This window comes from Sorangiineae bacterium MSr11954 (assembly GCA_037157815.1).
Taxonomy (GTDB): Bacteria; Myxococcota_A; Polyangia; order Polyangiales; family Polyangiaceae; genus Pendulispora; species Pendulispora albinea.
The window spans coordinates 9,966,410-9,982,951 of the sequence record CP089984.1; the positions used below are offsets into that span (position 1 = coordinate 9,966,410).

12 protein-coding genes are annotated in these 16,542 nt (G+C 68.4%); 6 read left to right on the forward strand and 6 right to left on the reverse strand.

Features of this window, described 5'->3' with window-relative positions:
- Positions 1 to 3: 3 nt before the first annotated feature.
- Entirely contained in the window at positions 4 to 1,260 is a 1,257-nt protein-coding gene (locus LZC94_38895; protein WXB13789.1) for a hypothetical protein, read from the forward strand.
- Here LZC94_38895 and LZC94_38900 read toward each other — a convergent pair.
- Together LZC94_38900 and LZC94_38905 are read right to left on the reverse strand one after the other, a co-directional pair.
- A complete protein-coding gene (locus LZC94_38900; protein ID WXB13790.1) occupies positions 1,241 to 3,748 on the reverse strand; it encodes a S8 family serine peptidase in 2,508 nt (835 codons plus the stop codon). The genes LZC94_38895 and LZC94_38900 overlap by 20 nt on opposite strands.
- On the reverse strand, positions 3,748 to 5,280 hold the full coding sequence (locus tag LZC94_38905; protein WXB13791.1) for an acyl-CoA carboxylase subunit beta: 1,533 nt from the start codon (positions 5,278 to 5,280) through the stop codon (positions 3,748 to 3,750). The genes LZC94_38900 and LZC94_38905 overlap by 1 nt, the downstream gene beginning before the upstream one ends.
- A 115-nt stretch (positions 5,281 to 5,395) precedes the next feature.
- Here LZC94_38905 and LZC94_38910 point away from each other — a divergent pair, with 115 nt between their 5' ends.
- The 3 genes from LZC94_38910 to LZC94_38920 are packed head-to-tail and all read left to right on the forward strand — an operon-like array spanning position 5,396 to position 7,868.
- Positions 5,396 to 6,370 (forward strand): hypothetical protein, encoded by a 975-nt coding sequence (locus tag LZC94_38910; protein WXB13792.1) that lies wholly within the window; start codon positions 5,396 to 5,398, stop codon positions 6,368 to 6,370.
- A 50-nt stretch (positions 6,371 to 6,420) separates the two neighbouring features.
- On the forward strand, positions 6,421 to 7,053 hold the full coding sequence (locus LZC94_38915) for an RNA polymerase sigma factor (GenBank protein ID WXB13793.1): 633 nt from the start codon (positions 6,421 to 6,423) through the stop codon (positions 7,051 to 7,053).
- A complete protein-coding gene (locus tag LZC94_38920; GenBank protein ID WXB13794.1) occupies positions 7,050 to 7,868 on the forward strand; it encodes a hypothetical protein in 819 nt (272 codons plus the stop codon). Before LZC94_38915 ends, LZC94_38920 begins: the two co-directional genes overlap by 4 nt.
- Positions 7,869 to 7,895: 27 nt before the next feature.
- Here the strand turns inward: LZC94_38920 and LZC94_38925 are convergent, their stop codons facing one another.
- Both LZC94_38925 and LZC94_38930 read right to left on the reverse strand, forming a co-directional pair.
- Entirely contained in the window at positions 7,896 to 8,729 is an 834-nt protein-coding gene (locus tag LZC94_38925) for an enoyl-CoA hydratase-related protein (protein WXB13795.1), read from the reverse strand.
- Positions 8,726 to 11,395, reverse strand: coding sequence for a HEAT repeat domain-containing protein (locus tag LZC94_38930; GenBank protein ID WXB13796.1), 2,670 nt, complete (start codon positions 11,393 to 11,395; stop codon positions 8,726 to 8,728). Before LZC94_38930 ends, LZC94_38925 begins: the two co-directional genes overlap by 4 nt.
- A 159-nt stretch (positions 11,396 to 11,554) precedes the next feature.
- Between LZC94_38930 and LZC94_38935 the strand changes: the two genes are divergently transcribed.
- Positions 11,555 to 12,514 carry a DUF882 domain-containing protein gene (locus LZC94_38935; protein ID WXB13797.1) on the forward strand — a complete coding sequence of 320 codons (960 nt, stop codon included), beginning with the start codon at positions 11,555 to 11,557 and terminating at the stop codon, positions 12,512 to 12,514.
- Between the two features lie 297 nt (positions 12,515 to 12,811).
- Positions 12,812 to 13,633, forward strand: a complete 822-nt coding sequence (locus tag LZC94_38940) for a sigma-70 family RNA polymerase sigma factor (protein ID WXB13798.1) — start codon at positions 12,812 to 12,814, stop codon at positions 13,631 to 13,633.
- Between the two features lie 216 nt (positions 13,634 to 13,849).
- Here LZC94_38940 and LZC94_38945 read toward each other — a convergent pair whose 3' ends face one another.
- Both LZC94_38945 and LZC94_38950 read right to left on the reverse strand, forming a co-directional pair.
- The gene (locus LZC94_38945) at positions 13,850 to 14,854 is read right to left on the reverse strand and encodes a hypothetical protein (GenBank protein ID WXB13799.1); all 1,005 of its coding nucleotides are present in this window, start codon (positions 14,852 to 14,854) and stop codon (positions 13,850 to 13,852) included.
- Positions 14,841 to 16,493: a protein kinase gene (locus LZC94_38950; GenBank protein ID WXB13800.1), complete on the reverse strand. Its 1,653-nt coding sequence runs from the start codon at positions 16,491 to 16,493 to the stop codon at positions 14,841 to 14,843. Before LZC94_38950 ends, LZC94_38945 begins: the two co-directional genes overlap by 14 nt.
- Positions 16,494 to 16,542 lie beyond the last annotated feature (49 nt).

Sequence of the window (16,542 nt, forward strand, 5' to 3'; positions counted from 1 at the left end):
ACCATGCGGGCTGCCTCGAGATTCGCGACCATCGCCAGCGCGCTGCTCGTGTGGCTCGTTCCGCATGGGGCGGGCGCAGAATCAACGCCGTCGCCTTGGACGCAAAGGCCGCCCGAGGACCCCGCCCGGCTCCGAGCGTGCTCCTTTCGCCACCCGCTCTGTGTTCACGCGAACCTTCCCGAAACGATCCTCACGGTCCTCTCCGATGCCGAGCGAGCATGGGACGCCGCCGTCGGACCGCTCGCTTTGCCCCCGCCGGATCCTTCGCCGAGCACGCGCGCGTACGACATCTATCTGACGGACCGCACCCCGAACGATGTCTTAACTGCCTTCGATGAGCGCGACACGCTCTCGCGTTTCGACCGAGCCAGCGCCTTCACCCTCCTGGATCCGCGCCTCACGGGCTGCGCGCGCACCCAAGCCGTGGCCCGTGGGCTCTTGCGTGCCATCGCCTACCGGACCACACCCGGCCTCGATCCCGCGGGCGGCGAGGCCCAAACCAGCTATTTGGCGCAGTTGATCGCCCCGTGCGCGGCGGCCGAAGCGTCGGCGCTCGGCACGTTCCAGGCGCACCCCGAGCGCGCCATCCCCGACGCGTGGCCCGAGTGGAGCAGCGAGGCCGGCGCCTCTTTTTCGCGCGGCGCGGCCCTCTTCTACGACTGGATGGATGGCAGCTTCGGCCAGGAGCCCGGAAGCCTGGTGCGCGCCATGTGGGCGCTCTCGCCCCGCATCGCGCCATCCCGCGAGCCCGATGGCTTCGACGTGCTTCGCGCCAGCTTCAAAAATGCCCTGAGCACCGGCTCGACCCTCGACGATCTGCTCTCCGGCTTCGGGGTCGCGCGCGCCCTCGTCCCGCCCGTCCCCATGCCGGTCCGCATGGATTGGCAGATCGACTGGCCCGCCAAACCGCGACGCCTCGCCCCGCGCGATCCCACGGCGCCCACCGGGAGCGCCTACGTGGTCATCCGCCGCGGCGATGCCCCCAAGGGCGCGCGGCTGCGGGTCGAGGTCAGCTGGGAAGAGCACGCGAAGATGCGCTGGGTGGTCGTCAAGCGCGACCCCGCCGGGCGCGAGCTCTCACGCGTCCCCATCGCCTCCGCCGAGCGCGCCATCGAGGCGCAAGGCTCCATCGTCGACCTCGACACCGTCGATTCCCTGCTGATCGTCGGGACGAACACCGGCGACCCCTTCGAGCCGTTCGATCCCGACGACGCCATCTGGGAGCCGCACGGCTGGCGGCTCACCGTGGCCGCGGAGTAACCGCACCGCGCCCCCGACGCCCGCCGCGTCGAACCGCGACCCCCAAAAGCGCCAGGCCCCCGGCGCACGCCCAGAGCGGCCTCGGACCGGCCGGCGTGCCCGCGCCCACCACGTTGCACCCGCCCTTGGCGGAGGTCGGATAGTGCGCCACCCAGAGATCCGCGGCGATGGGGACGGTCTTCGGCGCCACGATATCGCTCCCGTCGAAGGTGGCCCCGAGGAGGAGCTTGGATCCGCCGTTTCCTTTCGGCACGGCAAACGCGTACGACCATAGACCTGGCCCCCGGCGGAGCATGGTCGCCAAGGTCACGAGCGGCTTGCCGTCGAGCTCCACCCGCGGCTGGAGCCGCGCGCCATCGAACATATCCGCGCGGTGCTGGCCGTCCGCGGTTCGAAGCTCGACGATGGCCGTCATCGGCGTGGAGCCATCCGCCGCCGCATGGTCGGCGCTCAAGGTGATCCAGCTGGTGCCGGCGCTCGGAAGCGCAAGCGCAGGGTTCTTCATCTGCTCGAGCGCATCGAGCGCGCCCATCACATCGAGCTCACCCGGCCCGCCTTGATCCTCGAAGGGCGGGTTGGCGCGAAAGCGATGCGCACCGGCCTGCAGCAGCGCCGTGATCTTGTCCTGCGTGAGCGTGGGATCGCGCTGAAAGAGGAGCGCCGCGGCGCCGGTCACCATCGGCGCCGCCATGGATGTTCCGAGCCCCACCGCGTGCGTCTCGTCGATCTGGAAGCAGCGCGGATCGCGATCGCTGCCGCCCGGGGTCACCGGCGGGCAGTTCGTCGTGAACATGCTCCCCGAGCTCCCCGGCTTCGCCGATTTGCTCATGGCCGCGACGATCCCGGCCCCCGGCGCCGAAATCTCCGGCTTCGGCGTGCCGTTCACGGTAGGCCCTGCGCTCGTAAACCAACACGCATCGCCCGCGGTGGGCGGCGCCGGCTCGCGCGACGGATCCACCATGCCGCCGGCCATGTCGAGGAACGGGACTTTGACGCCCACTTTGCCGCCGGTGATGCTCATCCAGGTGGGACGATTGACGGTGCACCCCACCGCCAGGATCGACGGGTGCGTACCGGGAAGATTGATGGTCCCCTCGCGAATGCCCGCCTCGAAGTAGGCCGGCTTGATCGTCTGAACCTCGCCCGTCTGCCCCAAGAACAGATCCGCCGTCCCTTCCCCTTCGAAGGTGACGTAGTACGTCCCCTTGGGCCATTTTCCCGTCCAGAGCACGATGGCCCCGCGCGACGATGCCGGCACCGGGCTGCCTTTGAGGCCGCTCCCGTAAATGACCCCGGCCTGGAAATCCTTCGTATTTTTCCCTTGCTCGCGCCCCTCGCCGATGGGGGCGATCCATCGCCCCTCCGGCGCATCGAGCCCGATTTTCAGGTTGGCGCCGGCCCGCAAGGTGACCCAAATCTGCACGCCGCCGTCGTCGGCCCCATGGGTCGTGATGGGCACGCGGGCGATGCTGCCGTCGGTGACCCGCACGCTCTGGTGGATGGCCCCCGTGCCCGCGATGGATCCGCTGTTGCCCGCGGCCGCGATGATGGCGCGACCAGGGTGCGCGGGGCCCACGAAGCTGGCGAGCGCCTGCTCCCACAGGGTGGTCCCATCGTGGGGGCCAAAGTCACCGCCGAGGGACATGTTCACGGCCACCGGCTGCTTCTCGAGGTCGGCGCGATCGAAGATGAACTTCACGCCGCGCAAAAGATCGTCGTTGCTGATGCCGGTGGAGAGCCCGCCGAGCCCCGCCACCACGAGCCGCGCCTTGGGCGCGATGCCGCGGTAGCTCCCCGGCGTCCCCAAATCGTCGCCGTCGCCGGCCGCGATCGACGAGACGTGCGTTCCATGGCCGACTTTGTCGACGGGGAGCGGCCGCTTCTCGGCGATGAGCTGATCGATCTCGCGCGCATTGAACACGGCGCCGGAGACGACCCTCCCCGAGGCGTCCTTGACGCCGTACAGGTTCTCGAGATCCGGATGCAGCCCCGCCGGGGCCATCCCCATGTCGATGAGCCACGCGATGCGCGAGTGCCCCGTCGCATCGAGAAACTCCGGGTGGCTCACGTCGATCCCCGTATCCGCCACGCCCACCAAGGTCCCCGCGCCGTCCGCGCCCAACGTATCGAACGCGCGATCCGCTTGGACCGTGCCGCGCGCCGTCGACATGAGCAGGTGCAACGGCGTCGTCACCTCCATGTGCACCTCCGGGTGCGCGCTCGAAAAGGCGATCAAGCTGGCTGGCGTCCCCGAAACGCGGCCGATGCCCGGCGCAAACGGCTCGACCCCCAACGACGCTGCCGTGGATCCCGATGGAATCGCGACCAGCCCCCCGATGCGCGATGCCCCCGGCGCCAAGGTCTGGGTCGAACGCGCCCCCAGCACCCGCAAAACCCCGGCGCCCTCCGGATGCACCGACTCCGCCGCCGCCGCAGCCGGAAAGACGGAACCCACCAACGCTGCAGCGACGACGATCCGCCTCATCATCACACCGGCGGCACCAAATGCTTCTTCGTGAGCCGCGTCGCCCGCTTTTTGCCCGCGCGCTCGAAGCGCGCCAGGATCTCGTCGCGCAGACGCTCGCCGGGCACCACCGCGTCGACCACCAGCTCCGAGGCCAGCTTCATCAAATCGATGTCCGCGCGGTACTCGTCCTGCAGCTTGGCCACATAAGCCTTGCGCTCGTCCCCCTCCGGCACTTCCTGAATCTTGTTGTAGTAAACGGCGTTCACGGCCGCCTGCGGCCCCATGACGGCAATGGAGGCGCTGGCCAGCGCAATGCACGCATCGGGCTCGAACGCCGGGCCGCACATCGCATACAGGCCGGCCCCGTACGCCTTGCGCACGATGACGCTCAGCTTGGGCACGGTGGCCTCGCTCACGGCGGCGATCATCTTGGCGCCAGCGCGGATGATCCCTTGCTTTTCGACCTTGGTGCCGATCATGAAGCCCGGCACGTCGGCCAAATACAGCAGCGGGATGTTGAACGCGTCGCAGAGCCAAATGAAGCGCGCCGCCTTGTCGGCCGAGTCCACGAAGAGGACCCCGCCCAGCCACTTGGGCTGATTGGCCACGATGCCCACCGACTTGCCGCCGATGCGCGCGAAGCCCGTGATCAGCTCGCGCGCGAAGAGCTTCTTGATCTCGCAGAACGAGCCCTCGTCGATGATCTCGTGGATGACGTGCATCATGTCGAACGGCTTGTTCTCGTCCGCGGGCACGATCTCGCTCAGCTTCTTGCCGCTCGATTTGGGGGCGCGCGCCTCGTGCACCGGAGGCTTCTCGCTGCTGATGGCGGGCAGGTAGCTGAAATACGTCTTGGCCCAGTCGATGGCTTCTTCTTCCGTCTTGACCAGAACGTCGCCGCAACCCGAAACGGAGCAGTGCATCTTGGCGCCGCCCATTTCTTCCAGGGTGACCTTCTCGCCGATCACCATCTCGGCCATGCGCGGCGAGCCGAGGTACATGCTCGCGTTCTTGTCCACCATGATGACAACATCGCAGAAGGCGGGGATGTAGGCGCCGCCGGCCGCGCTCGGCCCGAAGAGCAAGCAGATCTGCGGCACGTGCCCACTCAGCTGCACCTCGTTGTAGAAGATGCGCCCTGCACCGCGGCGGCCCGGGAACATCTCGATTTGGTCGGTGATGCGGGCGCCCGCCGAGTCCACCAAATAGAAGAGGGGCAGCTCCAGCTGCGCGGCCGTCTCCTGGATGCGAAGGATCTTCTCCACCGTGCGCCGGCCCCAGGACCCTGCCTTCACCGTCGAATCGTTGGCCATGATGGCGACCGTGCGGCCGCCGATCTTGCCGGTGCCGATGATCACACCATCGGCCGGTAGATCCTCTTCGAGGTTGTTGGCCAGGGCGGCGTCCTCCACGAACGTCCCCGGGTCGATCAAACGGGCGATCCGGTCGCGGGCGAAGAGCTTGCCCGTCTCCGCATTCTTCCGGTGGTATTTTTCGGCTCCTCCCTTTTCGATGCGGGAAAGCGTTTCCGACAGCTTCTTCTCACGCGGCATGGGGCGGCAGACTAGTGGTCGTTTCTGCTGAAATGGGGAAAAATTCGCGACGGGGATTTTTACCTTTTCAAAGCATGACGGAGTGACCTCTCCGCGGTCATATACTCTTAGTCGCGTGCAGGCACCGTTGCCCCCCCGAGTCGTCATCGAGCTCCCCGCCCCGTGTGTCGAACGGGATGCGGCCTCCGAGCTCTTTGTCGATGCCCTCAAACAATCCACGGCCCCCGATGCGGGCTGGACCATGCATGTCTCGGTGCGTCGCGACCGCGCCATGCTCCGCGCCCGCGGTGAGCTCGCCGATGGCAACGGGGCCATCGTCGCCAGCCGCGGCTTCGAGACGCGCGGGGAGTCGTGCGCGCCGCTCGCTCGAGCCATGGGCGTGTGGGCTTCTCTCGTACTCGATCAGCGCGACGCGGAAACGCGCGCCGCCGCCCCCAAAGAGGCGCCAAAGGCTGCCGCGACACCCGAACCGGCTCCAAAAGAGGAGCCTCGCCCGCCGGCTGCGAGCACGGTGCCGTCCGAGACCTTGACCGGTCCCGTCTGGCCGCACCCGCAGCGCTCGGAGGAGGGACCGTATCCGGAGGAAGCCCTCTTTTTGAGGCACGCGCCCAGCGAGCGCACCCTCGAGCTCGGGGTCTCCACCTTTTTGATGAACGCGGGCGACAGCGGCGCGCTGGCCGGTGGCTCCATCTTCATGATCGCGGAGCTGCCGGGCGGTGTGTACGTGCGCCCGAAGCTCTCGTACGGACGAAACTTTCGTCCGCTGCAAAGTGTGAACGAGGAGGGCCGCTCCATCGGGACCGCGCGCCTCGATTGGTGCCTGCGCATGCCGGGTTTCTACTTGGAACGACGTGGACTTTCGGTCGATGTATGTGGGGGGGCGGAAGGTGGATTTTTGAACGTAAGCTCCAGCGATACCCGACCTGCGCACACCATGGCGTATGGCGCGTTCGGCCCCGGGCTTGGCCTGCGAGGCGAGTTTGCAAACGATTTCGTAGCCGAGGTGCGCGTCGAAGGGCTGATGCGCATCGCCGAGGGGCTCCCCATCGGAGGTCGCGCCGAAATGGCGATCACGTGGAGGGCGCGATGATAAAATTGCACGCGATGTCAGGTTCTGCCGAGTCACCGAAGGAGGCCGATGTGAGTGGACGCTTGCTTTCCCTTTCCCCACCGCTCGCGCAGGCCGCAGAGGCCGTAGACGTCGATGAACTCGCGCCAGAGTCCGAGGTGCAGAGGCCACGTCAGTCGGGCATCGATCTGAGCTTCCGCGCCCTCTACGAAAAAGAGGTCGACTTCATCTGGCGCAACCTGCGACGGCTCGGTGTCCCCGAGGCCGATCTCGAGGACAAGACCCAGGAGGTCTTCGTCGTCGCGCACCGGCGTTTCGCCGAGTTCGTCGATCGCGGCTTCGGCGCGCGCGCGTGGCTCTTTCAAATCGCCCTGCGCGTCGCGGCCGATACGCGACGCCATCGCCGGCGCCACCCGGAAGACGCCGACGGCGGTGCGGCCATGGCCCGTCAATCCATCGAAGCGGATCAAACGGGCTCGATCTCGCGCCGCGAACGACTCGCTCGCCTCGATCGCGCGCTCGCCAGCATCCAACTCGAGAAGCGCGCGGTCCTCGTCCTCTACGAGATCGAGGAGCAGACGGCCCCCGAGATCGCTCGCGCGCTCGGAATCTCCGTGAACACCGTGTATTCGAGGCTCCGTGTTGCGCGGGCCGAACTCGAGCTGGCGCTCAAACGCGAGCTCTCTGTGCGAGGTGGAGTATGAGCCGCGATCTTTCTCACGACACCCGCGAGCTCCTCGTGCTCGCGCGGGGGGACGCACCAACACCCAAGGCGCGCGACGCGATGTGGGATAGCCTCGAGAAAGCCATCCTGCCCGCGACCGCCGTCGGCCTCGGAACGGCCGCCGTCGCCGCCTCGAAGCCCCTCGCGGCCGTCGCCACCAACCCCACGGCATGGCATCCCGTGGCCGTTGCGGCGACCAAACCCGTAGCCCTCGCAGCCCCCACCGTCGCTGCGGCCGCGCCGACGACGGCCGCCTCGTGGCTCACGGCCGCTGCCGCCGTGAAGGTGGGGATCGGCGCCGTGCTCGGAACGGCGGTCGCCATCACGGTGGCCGTCTCCGCCATGCACAAAGCGCCCAAGCTCGCCGATGACGTGGTGGAGTCGCACCCGGCCGTCGTCGCGGGCGACGAAGGCGCCGCCCTCGCGCCGCCGTCGTTCCCCGCGTCGTTCTCGGGGACGGCCGCTCCTTCGCCGCCCCCTGCCCCGCCGACGACCAAGGAGGCCCGCGCCTTCCGCGCCTTCCCGCGCGCGGCGCTCACCAACCACGCCACGTCGGACGACACGCTCCTGCGCGAAGCTTCGCTCGTCGGCGAAGCGCGCAGCGCCTTGCTCCGCGGCGATCCGCAGACCGCGCTCGTCTCGGTCCAAGCCGCGCGCCGCGAAGGCCGCAACTTGGAGCCCGAGGAGCTCTCCATCGAAGCGCGCGCCCTGCGAGCGCTCGGTCGTGAGAGCGAGGCCGCGGCGCTCGACGGTACCCTGCGAGCGCGTTACCCGAATAACGCGCTGGCGCGGTAAGCGTTATCCCATCCGTTTATATTTTCCTTATTTTCCGCGGAAATTTGGCTTCCGCTTCGCGGCGAAAGCTTCGAGCGCCTCACGGCGATCCTCGCTTACGAGCACGGTGTCGTAACTGACTTTTTCCAGCTCGAGACCGAGCTCCAAGCTCGTGTCGAGCGCGCGATCGATCGCCTGCAGGGCCGCAGCTTGCGCCAGCGGAGCGCCGTTCGAGATGGGCTCGATCCACGCGAGCACGTCGCCCAAGAGGTCCGTGCCCGCGGGCACCACGCGGTTGACGAGCCCCCACCCGAGCGCCTCCTCCGCCGTGAGACGCCGCGCGAGGAGGATCATCTCCTTGGCGCGCGCCTCCCCCACGATGCGCGGCAAACGCTGCGTTCCCCCCGCGCCCGGGATGATCCCGAGCGACGTCTCGGGGAGCGACAAGGTCGCGTGCGCCGCGGCCACGCGCAGATCGCAGAGCAGCGCCAGCTCGAGCCCCCCGCCGAACGCCCCGCCGTTGATGGCGGCGATCACCGGCTTGGGCGATCGCCCGAGCTCCCCCAGCTCGGTGCGATACAGCTCGAGCTGTTTGCGCACGTCGTTCTCGTCCATCTTCTGGCGCTCTTTGAGATCGGCGCCCGCGCAAAACACCTTGTCGCCGGCGCCGGTCACCACGATGGCGCGCACCGAATCGTCGGCGACCGCCTCGCGCGTGAGCCGCCCGAAGGAGAGGATGGTCTCGCGCGACAAGCTGTTCATCCGCTCGGGGCGATCGATGGTGAACACGATCACGCCCCCGTGGCGGCTCACCGAAATCGGCGCGCGCCCCGCGCCCTCCGTTTGCCCTGCTCCTCCGGCCTGCGCCGCTTGCTCGCTCATCGCCCCCTCCGTACCGGCTTGCTCTTCGCCTTGGCCTTCGACACCGCGTGCACCACCTTCGCGGGCTTCGCCTTCAGCGGCTTCGCCGGCGCGCTGGCGCCGTTCGATTTCGTTGCCGAGGCAACGGGTTTATCGGCCGGCCCGCGCGTGCCCGACGCATCGCCCAGCCTCGCCTCGATCTGCGCCAGGCGCGCCTTCAGCTCGGTGTGCTCGTTCTGCACCTTCTCCAGCTCCTCGCGCACCTGCTCGACGGCCCGCTTCGATTCGCCGCCCAGATCGCGCAGCACCTCGCGGATGCGCCTTCGCACGCGCGGATCGAGATCGACCTCGAGCCGCGCCCGCAACGCTCCGCGCGCCTTGGTATCGCCCAGATCCGCGAGCGCGCGCGCCACGTCGACGCGCAAGTGCGGGTCGGAGTCGTCGAGCAAATCTTCGAGGGCTTCGCGGGCCTTGCGGTCGGCGGCGACCTTGGGCAGCGCCAGGATCGCCGCGCGCCGGGCGCGGGTGGAGTGACCGTAGCGGGTGCGCGACAGCAAGTGCGGAACCGCGCGATCGTCGCGGAGCGAGGCCAGGCCGTCGATGGCGCCGACCCGGATCACGTCGGCCCACGAGGGGCGCTCGATGACGTCGAGCAACGTGTCGTACGCGGGCGGCTGCTTCGTGTGGCCCAGCGCGCGCGCCGCCTCCGCCTCCACCAGGTAGCTCTCGTCGCGCAGCGCCTTGGGGCGCAGCACCTCCACCGCCTTGGCCGTGCGGAACCGGCCGAGCGCCCGCACCACCGCGCGGCGCACCTTGGGGTGCTTGGTGTCGGCGTGCGCCGCGAGCAGATCGAATGCCGCGTTCGCGCGGATGTCGCCCAGCGCTTCGGCGGCCGCGGCCCGCACGGCCCAGAACTCCGCCTCGTCCGCGAGCCGCTCGCCCAGCGCTGCGATGGTGACGGGATCGTCGTTCTTCGCGAGCGCGTTGGCCGCGAGCCATCGCCCGCGCGCGCTCTCGGCCTTCACCAGCTGCGTGCGCAGCATGTCGCCCGGCACCTTGAGGGTCACCTGGCCGAGCACCCGCATCTCGGGGTCGACCACCACGAAGCTGGGACGCTCCTCCACCGGGAGGGTGAACGTCTCCGAGCGCTGGGTCACGCGCAACGTCTCGCGGTAGACCCGGCCTTCGGCGTCGACCCGCGCGAGCTGCAGAGGGAACTCGAACACGTTCGGCACGTCGTCGGTGGCCGACTGCGTTTGCTTCACGGTGACCGAGAGCACCTTCTTGTCCCAGGCGAGGCTCACCTCGAGCTCGGGGTGCCCGGGGCGGTAAATCCACTGATCGAACAGCTGCCCCAAGCTACGGCCGCTCACCTCCTCGAGGGCGCGCAACAGATCGCGCGTCTCCACCACGCCATGGGCGTGCCGTCGGAGGTAGTTGCCGACGCCGCGCCAGAAGAGCGTATCGCCGATCTCGCGCCGGAGCAGGTGCAGCACCAGGCCGCCCTTCTCGTACAGGTGGCGATCGAACAGATCGAGCGGCGCGTCGTAGGTCTGGTACACGACGGGCCGGCGGTAACGCCCCGCGGCCTCGCCCAAGTACGCGTCGAGATCGCCCTTGACGGCGACCTCGTACTCGTCGCGCCCCAGGAGCTTCTCGCGCCAGACGTGCTCCATGAAGGTGGCGAAGCCTTCGTTGAGCCACCCTTCGGACCAATCGCGGCACGTGACGTAGTCGCCGAACCACTGGTGGGCCAGCTCGTGGGCGATCAGGTCGTCGGACGTCACGTCGATGCGCGCGCGCTCGTCGAGCAAGATGTGCTCGTACATGGTGGTGGCGGTGGTGTTCTCCATGCCGCCGAAGATGAAGTCGCTCACCACGATCTGCGCGTACTTGTTCCACGGGTACGGCACCCCCGTGAGCTCGGCGAAGTAGCGCACCATCGCGGGCGTGTTGCCGAAGGTGGCGAGGCCATCGGCTTCGCGGCCCTTGGGGACCAAGTACGTGAGCGGCACCCCGGCCACCTCGTCGGTGAGCTCGGAGAACTCGCCCGCGACCAAGGTGAGAAGATAACTCGGGTGCGGGGCGTTCATCTTCCAATGAAAACGCCAGGGTCCTTCGTCCGGGGTCTCCTTCGCGAGGAGCTCACCGTTGGAGAGCACACCGTTTCCGTTCGGGACGGTGACGATCATCTCCGTGGTCATCTTCACGTGCGGCTTGTCGTGGCACGGTAGAAAATGCCGGGCGTCCTCCTCCTGGCATTGGCTCCAGACCTGACGCGGCCTCTGCGGAACGTGCTCGTCCGGCTCGAGGAAATAAAGTCCGCGGCGAGGGGTGGCCCGGTACGTGATGGCCACGTCGCCGGACTCGAGGGACCCTGGGATGGCGATCCGCAGGATGCTTCCATCGTAAACGTAGGGGCTCGCGGCGCCGTCGACGGTCACCGACTTCAGGTCGAACCCGATGGCGTCGAGCAGGATCTCCGTGGCCACGGGGTCGACCCGGCGCAGGCTCAAGGTCGCCGTGCCGGCGACGCTCTTGCTCGCGAAATCGAGATCGAGGTCGAGTTTCAGATGGTCGACCGCAAAGGGGCGATCGCGCTCGAAGTGGCGCTGGGTACCGCTCAAAGCGAACGGACGGGCACCTTTCTCGGCGGCGTAGGATGCAGCGGCGGCCGATTCAGACATGGAATCAAGGTTGCGAAATCCACAGCCGCAACCGGCATGAACGCGGGATTCGAAAGGCATCGGTCGGGAGGGTTCCATAGACCCACCCCCTCGGGGAAGCTTAATCCGGGCATGCCAGGGCAAGCGCAACGGCCGGTCTGTGCTATGAGCCCCCCGTCGATGCGTATTGCCGTTCTTGCGTGGTCCGTGCTGGCGACCTCACTTTGTGTTCTCTCGAGTGTGCCAGCCCGCGCCGACGTCAAACACGTGGTCGCGCGGGGGCATACGTTGGACGCCATCGCGCGGCGGTACCACGTGCCGCAGAAGGCCATCATCGACGCCAACCACCTGCACGATCCCAAACACCTGCGGGTCGGCGAAACGCTCGTCATTCCCGGGGTGCAGGCGCCGCAATCGGCGTCACAGCAATCTCACACCGGCGCCCCTGCAACCACCAAAGGCGCGGGCGACAAGGCCAAGGCCGGCAAGCCGCAGAAGCCGCCCACGTACGCCATGGCCCCGCGCACGCCGGGCGTCATCCACGCGTCCCGCCTGGCGACCAGCGAAGACTTCACGATTCGGGTGGCCGACCGACGCGGTCGCACCTCGCCCACCGCGCTCAAGTCGTTCGAGCGCCTTTTGCGCAGCGCAGGAAACCAGAGTCACGCCATCGAGCCCCGATTGGTCGCCCTGGTCGGTGTGGTGTCCAACCATTTTGGCAGCCGCAAGCTCGAGGTCATCAGCGGCTTCCGGCCCTACTCGCCGACGCAGCACACGGCGCACTCCAACCACAACGCCGGCAAGGCCATCGATTTTCGCGTCTTGGGCGTCCCCAACGAGGTGCTGCGCGACTTTTGCCGCACGTTGAAGAACGTGGGCGTCGGCTACTACCCGAACAGCACCTTCGTGCACCTCGACGTGCGCGCCCTGCCCGCCTACTGGATCGACTATTCGAAGCCCGGCGAGCCCCCGCGCTACAATTCCCCCAACGTCGAGGCCGACGAAGGAACCAGCGACGTAGGCGCCGAGATCCACGCCGCGCTCGGGAGCGATCCTGCGAGTCCCAGCACGGGCTCCGGGGCCGGGGCCAGCGATGCGGGCGCCGCCCCCACCCCGCCGGCCGCATCCAGCACGCCGTAAGGAACCACGCGAGGAGCAGCGAGCTCATCACCGTGAACGCCTGCGCCCTGGTCGAGCGGCCAGCCGGGTGGTTTCAAGCCCTACCGGTTGGCAAGAGAGCCCTGGGTGCATCCTTTTCGGGTGGGTAGCTGCCGACCCTCTTAACCCTTCGAGGAATCGGCCGGTGGGTCAGCCATACATGGGTGCGGGTCGACCTCTTACCCTCTTCCATCCTACGAAAACATGGGGAAATCTTGAGGGCAACAGTGGTGGCATAGTCCGCGCATCACGTTGACGTTTCCAATGGATTCCCTCGGAATGACCACCTCCGAAGCTACCGTGCACGTCGCACGGGATCACGCTTCGCCTTCGAGCCCGCAGGCTTGCCGGAACGAGGCTGCCGCGTGTGAAGCGCACCAAGTAGGTCCCGAGCTCGACGACGACATTCCGCCACCACCGGAGAGCGAGCAGCGCGTTCGCACGAAGAAGCGCTCACGGCGCCGCGGTGGCAAGCGGCGCATGCGCGGCAACAACCGCGAGCGCGCCGATCGGGCCGCGAAGGAGATCCGTCGGTACTTGCCGATCGTGCACCAGATGGTGACGCGTCTTCTGGTGAAGGTGCCCTCCAATGTGCTCCGCGAGGACCTGATCGCCGCGGGCACATTCGGGCTCCTTGCCTCCATCCGCCGGGATGGCGCGGTGCGCAGCCCGACCTTCGAGTGGTACGCGCGCGTGCGCATCCGCGGCGCCATCATGGACGAGCTCCGGAACCAGGACTGGCTGTCGCGCCGCGCCCGGCGCGAGGTGCACAACGTCTACGGCGATCCGCTCCCCTCGGAGCGCTGCGCCTTCGTGGGCTTCGACGATTTGACGGGCGGGCTTCAATCCGTCTTCAACGCCGACGTGAGCCCGCCCACCCCGCTCGAGGTGATGGAGGCCGACCAAAAGCGCAGCGCGCTCAAGTCGGCCCTGAAGACGCTCTCCGAGCGCGAGCGGCATATCCTTTTTCTGCACTACTTCCAGGGCGAGCAGTTCAAGACCATCGCCGAGACGCTCGGCGTCAGCTTGCCGCGGGTGTCGCAGCTCCACTGGCGCGCCGTCTCCAAGTTGCGCGAGGTGCTCTCGGCGATGGCGGCGTAGTTTCGGCGGCGTCGCCGTGCGTTTCGGTGGCGGGCGCCGTGCGTTTTGGCGGCGGTGCGTTTCGGCGGCGGGCGCCGTGCGTTTTGGCGGCGGGCGCCGTGCGTTTTGGCGGCGGTGTGTTTCGGCGGCGGGCGCCGTGCGTTTTGGCGGCGGTGCGTTTCGGTGGCGGGCGCCGTGCGTTTTGGCGGCGGTGCGTTTTGGCGGCGGGCGCCGGGATTACCACTGCAGCGCCATGTGCTTTGGCGAGGGTGGGGGCTTGGACGGTAGGAAGAGCCAGAGTCCGATGGCCGAGACGACGGCGACGGCGCCGATGCTCACGAAGACGGTGGAGACGTTGCCCGAGGTGATGGCCGACTGGCGCAGCTCGTAGCCCTTGTCGTCGCATACGTTGCCGGCGCAGTTGGGATCGGCGTCTCCATTTTGCGAAATGGAGCGAACGCCAAAGTATGCGCCGATGCCCAAAGCGGCCAGGCCGACGGCGCCCACGACGAGGGGCACGGCGACGGGGCGCGTGGGGGGCTCGGGTGCAGGGGCTCGGGCGAACGAGATGGGACGCTTCGCGGGCGGCGAGGCGGAAGGGGCGGTGGCGGTCTTCTCCGGTGGAAGATCGGAGATGATGATCTCCGTTCTTTGCCCTTCGTGCTGCACGTGAACGGTGCGTCGAAATTCGTCGCGCCCCATCGCCGAGGCGACGATCTCGTGAGCGCCAGGATCGGTGGGGATGGGTACGCCCCACTGCGCCGTGTTGACGAGGTTTCCGTCGAGGTACACGCTCCGTGGAGAGACGGGCTCGGTGGAGGGCGCGGGCTGCGCGACGACGATCGTCAAGTACGCGATGCGCGGCTCCAGCGCCTTTGCGCGGGCGCGGGCCACGCGTTCGCGCTCCGGCTGGCCAGACGCCTGGGTGGCGGCGACGACCTCGCCATAGGTGGACCACGCGGAGGCGATACGGCCTTGCGCCTCGTAGCACATGGCGAGGTTGAACGCGGTGCCGATGCCCGGATCGAGGGCGCGGCTTCGTTCGAACTTGGGGCACGCGAGGTCGTAGTTTCCGGCGGCCATCAGCTCACGCCCCTCTTTGAACAGCGCCTCGGCCGCCGCACGATCCTCGGCCCATGCCGGACGTGACAGCGGTGACAGGAGCGCCAAGACGAGCACCGGCGTCGCGATGCGCGCGATGCGCTTCGTGCGACGGCGAAGGGTCGAGCTAGTGCGGCTCATCGAACAAATGCCCCGGATCGAGCTCGGAGGGTGCCAAGGGTGAGGACGCAACGGGTGCCGGAGCCACGGGTGCCCGGGCAACCGGCGGGAGCTCCGACGGAGGCGGCGACGCGGAGGAAACGTGCGCCACCTTGGCGGCCGCGCGGCTCGGCGGAACGGCCGCCCGCACCGTTCGGGGAGCGCGCTGTGCCGGTATCAAGGCGCTCTCCTCGCGCGTGGGTATCGAAGACGTCTCGGGCGACGCGACCGCCGTCGACGCGATGGGCGCCGGCGCAGGTGTCGCGGCCCCAGGCGAGGCCGGCGCGCTCGCCGAAACGGCCACCACCGGCACGGATTTCTCGTCCATCGCGTCGCGATCCCACCGATTGACGAAGAGCGCCGAAAGAACGACGACCGATGCGGCCCCCGCCGCGACCGTCGCCATCGACCTTCGCCTCCAGGCGAACGGCCGCGCAAGCCCCGCGAAAAACGCCGGCACCGTGCCCGTTCGAACCTGCTCCGGCTGCATCACGGCCACGATGCGCTCGAGCGACCGCCGCCCCCGGCGCGACGCAAACGGCGCCAGCGCGTGGGCGAGGGTGGCGACATTGGGCAGGCGATTCGATGGCGACTTTTCGAGACAGCGCGCGATCACGCGCTCGAGCGCCGGCGGAACGTCGCTGCGGAAGCGGCGGAGGGTGACGGGAGCGTCCTCGAGGATCGATCGCGTCACCTCGTCGAGCGACTCGCCCGCGAACGCCGCGCGGCCGGCCAGGAGCTCGTACACGATGGTGCCCAGCGACCAAATGTCCGCCCGCGCGTCGACGTGGCGGGCCGACGCGATTTGCTCGGGCGCCATGTACGAGGGCGAGCCCAGTCGGGCGTCCGTTCCGGTGAGGTATCCCACGGGCCCCACCATCGACCGCGCCCGCTCGATGCGCCCCGAAAAAGGCGCCCCATCGACCCCCCGTCGCGCGTTCCCGGGCAGATCGCACGTCTCCAACGTGGTGTCGGCCGTCACGGGCGACAGACTGTCCTCATTCGAGCTCGAATCACGGCGAACGAGCCGCTCCGGCGCGCACGCACCCGGTGCGGGTGACGCGATGGACGAGAGCGCCGCGACCCGCGAATCGCCGTCGCGCGTCATCATTTTCGACACGCCAAAGTCCAAGACTTTGACGCACGAGGAGCCATCCACCCGATGTGTTTGGAACAGATTCGCCGGCTTGAGATCGCGATGCACGATGCCCAGCGCGTGCGCTTCCACCAACGCTTCGCACGCCTGAAGCACGACATCGGTCGCCGCCTCCACCGCGAGAGGCCCGTCGCACGCCAGCAATGTCGCGAGATCGCGCCCCCGCAAGCGCTCCATGACGATGTAGGGCGACCCATCGTCCAAGACGCCCACATCGAAGACGCGCGCCACGTGCTCGCTGCGGATCGAGCGGGCGGCGCGGGCTTCGCGCATCAAGCGCTCCGCCGAGCGTCCCGAAACGATGCGGTCCGCGCGCAGAAGCTTGATCGCCACCTCGTCCTGCAGATGAACGTGGAACGCGGAGACCACGACCCCCATCCCCCCCGAGCCAAGGACCTGATCGACCCGATATTTGCCCGCGAGCATCGCTCCAGGGCTCGGGACTTTTCGGGCTTCCAGCTCCATGAAACGTATACAGCGTGCGGTTCATGGCCGCGCTTGGCAATGGGCGCGC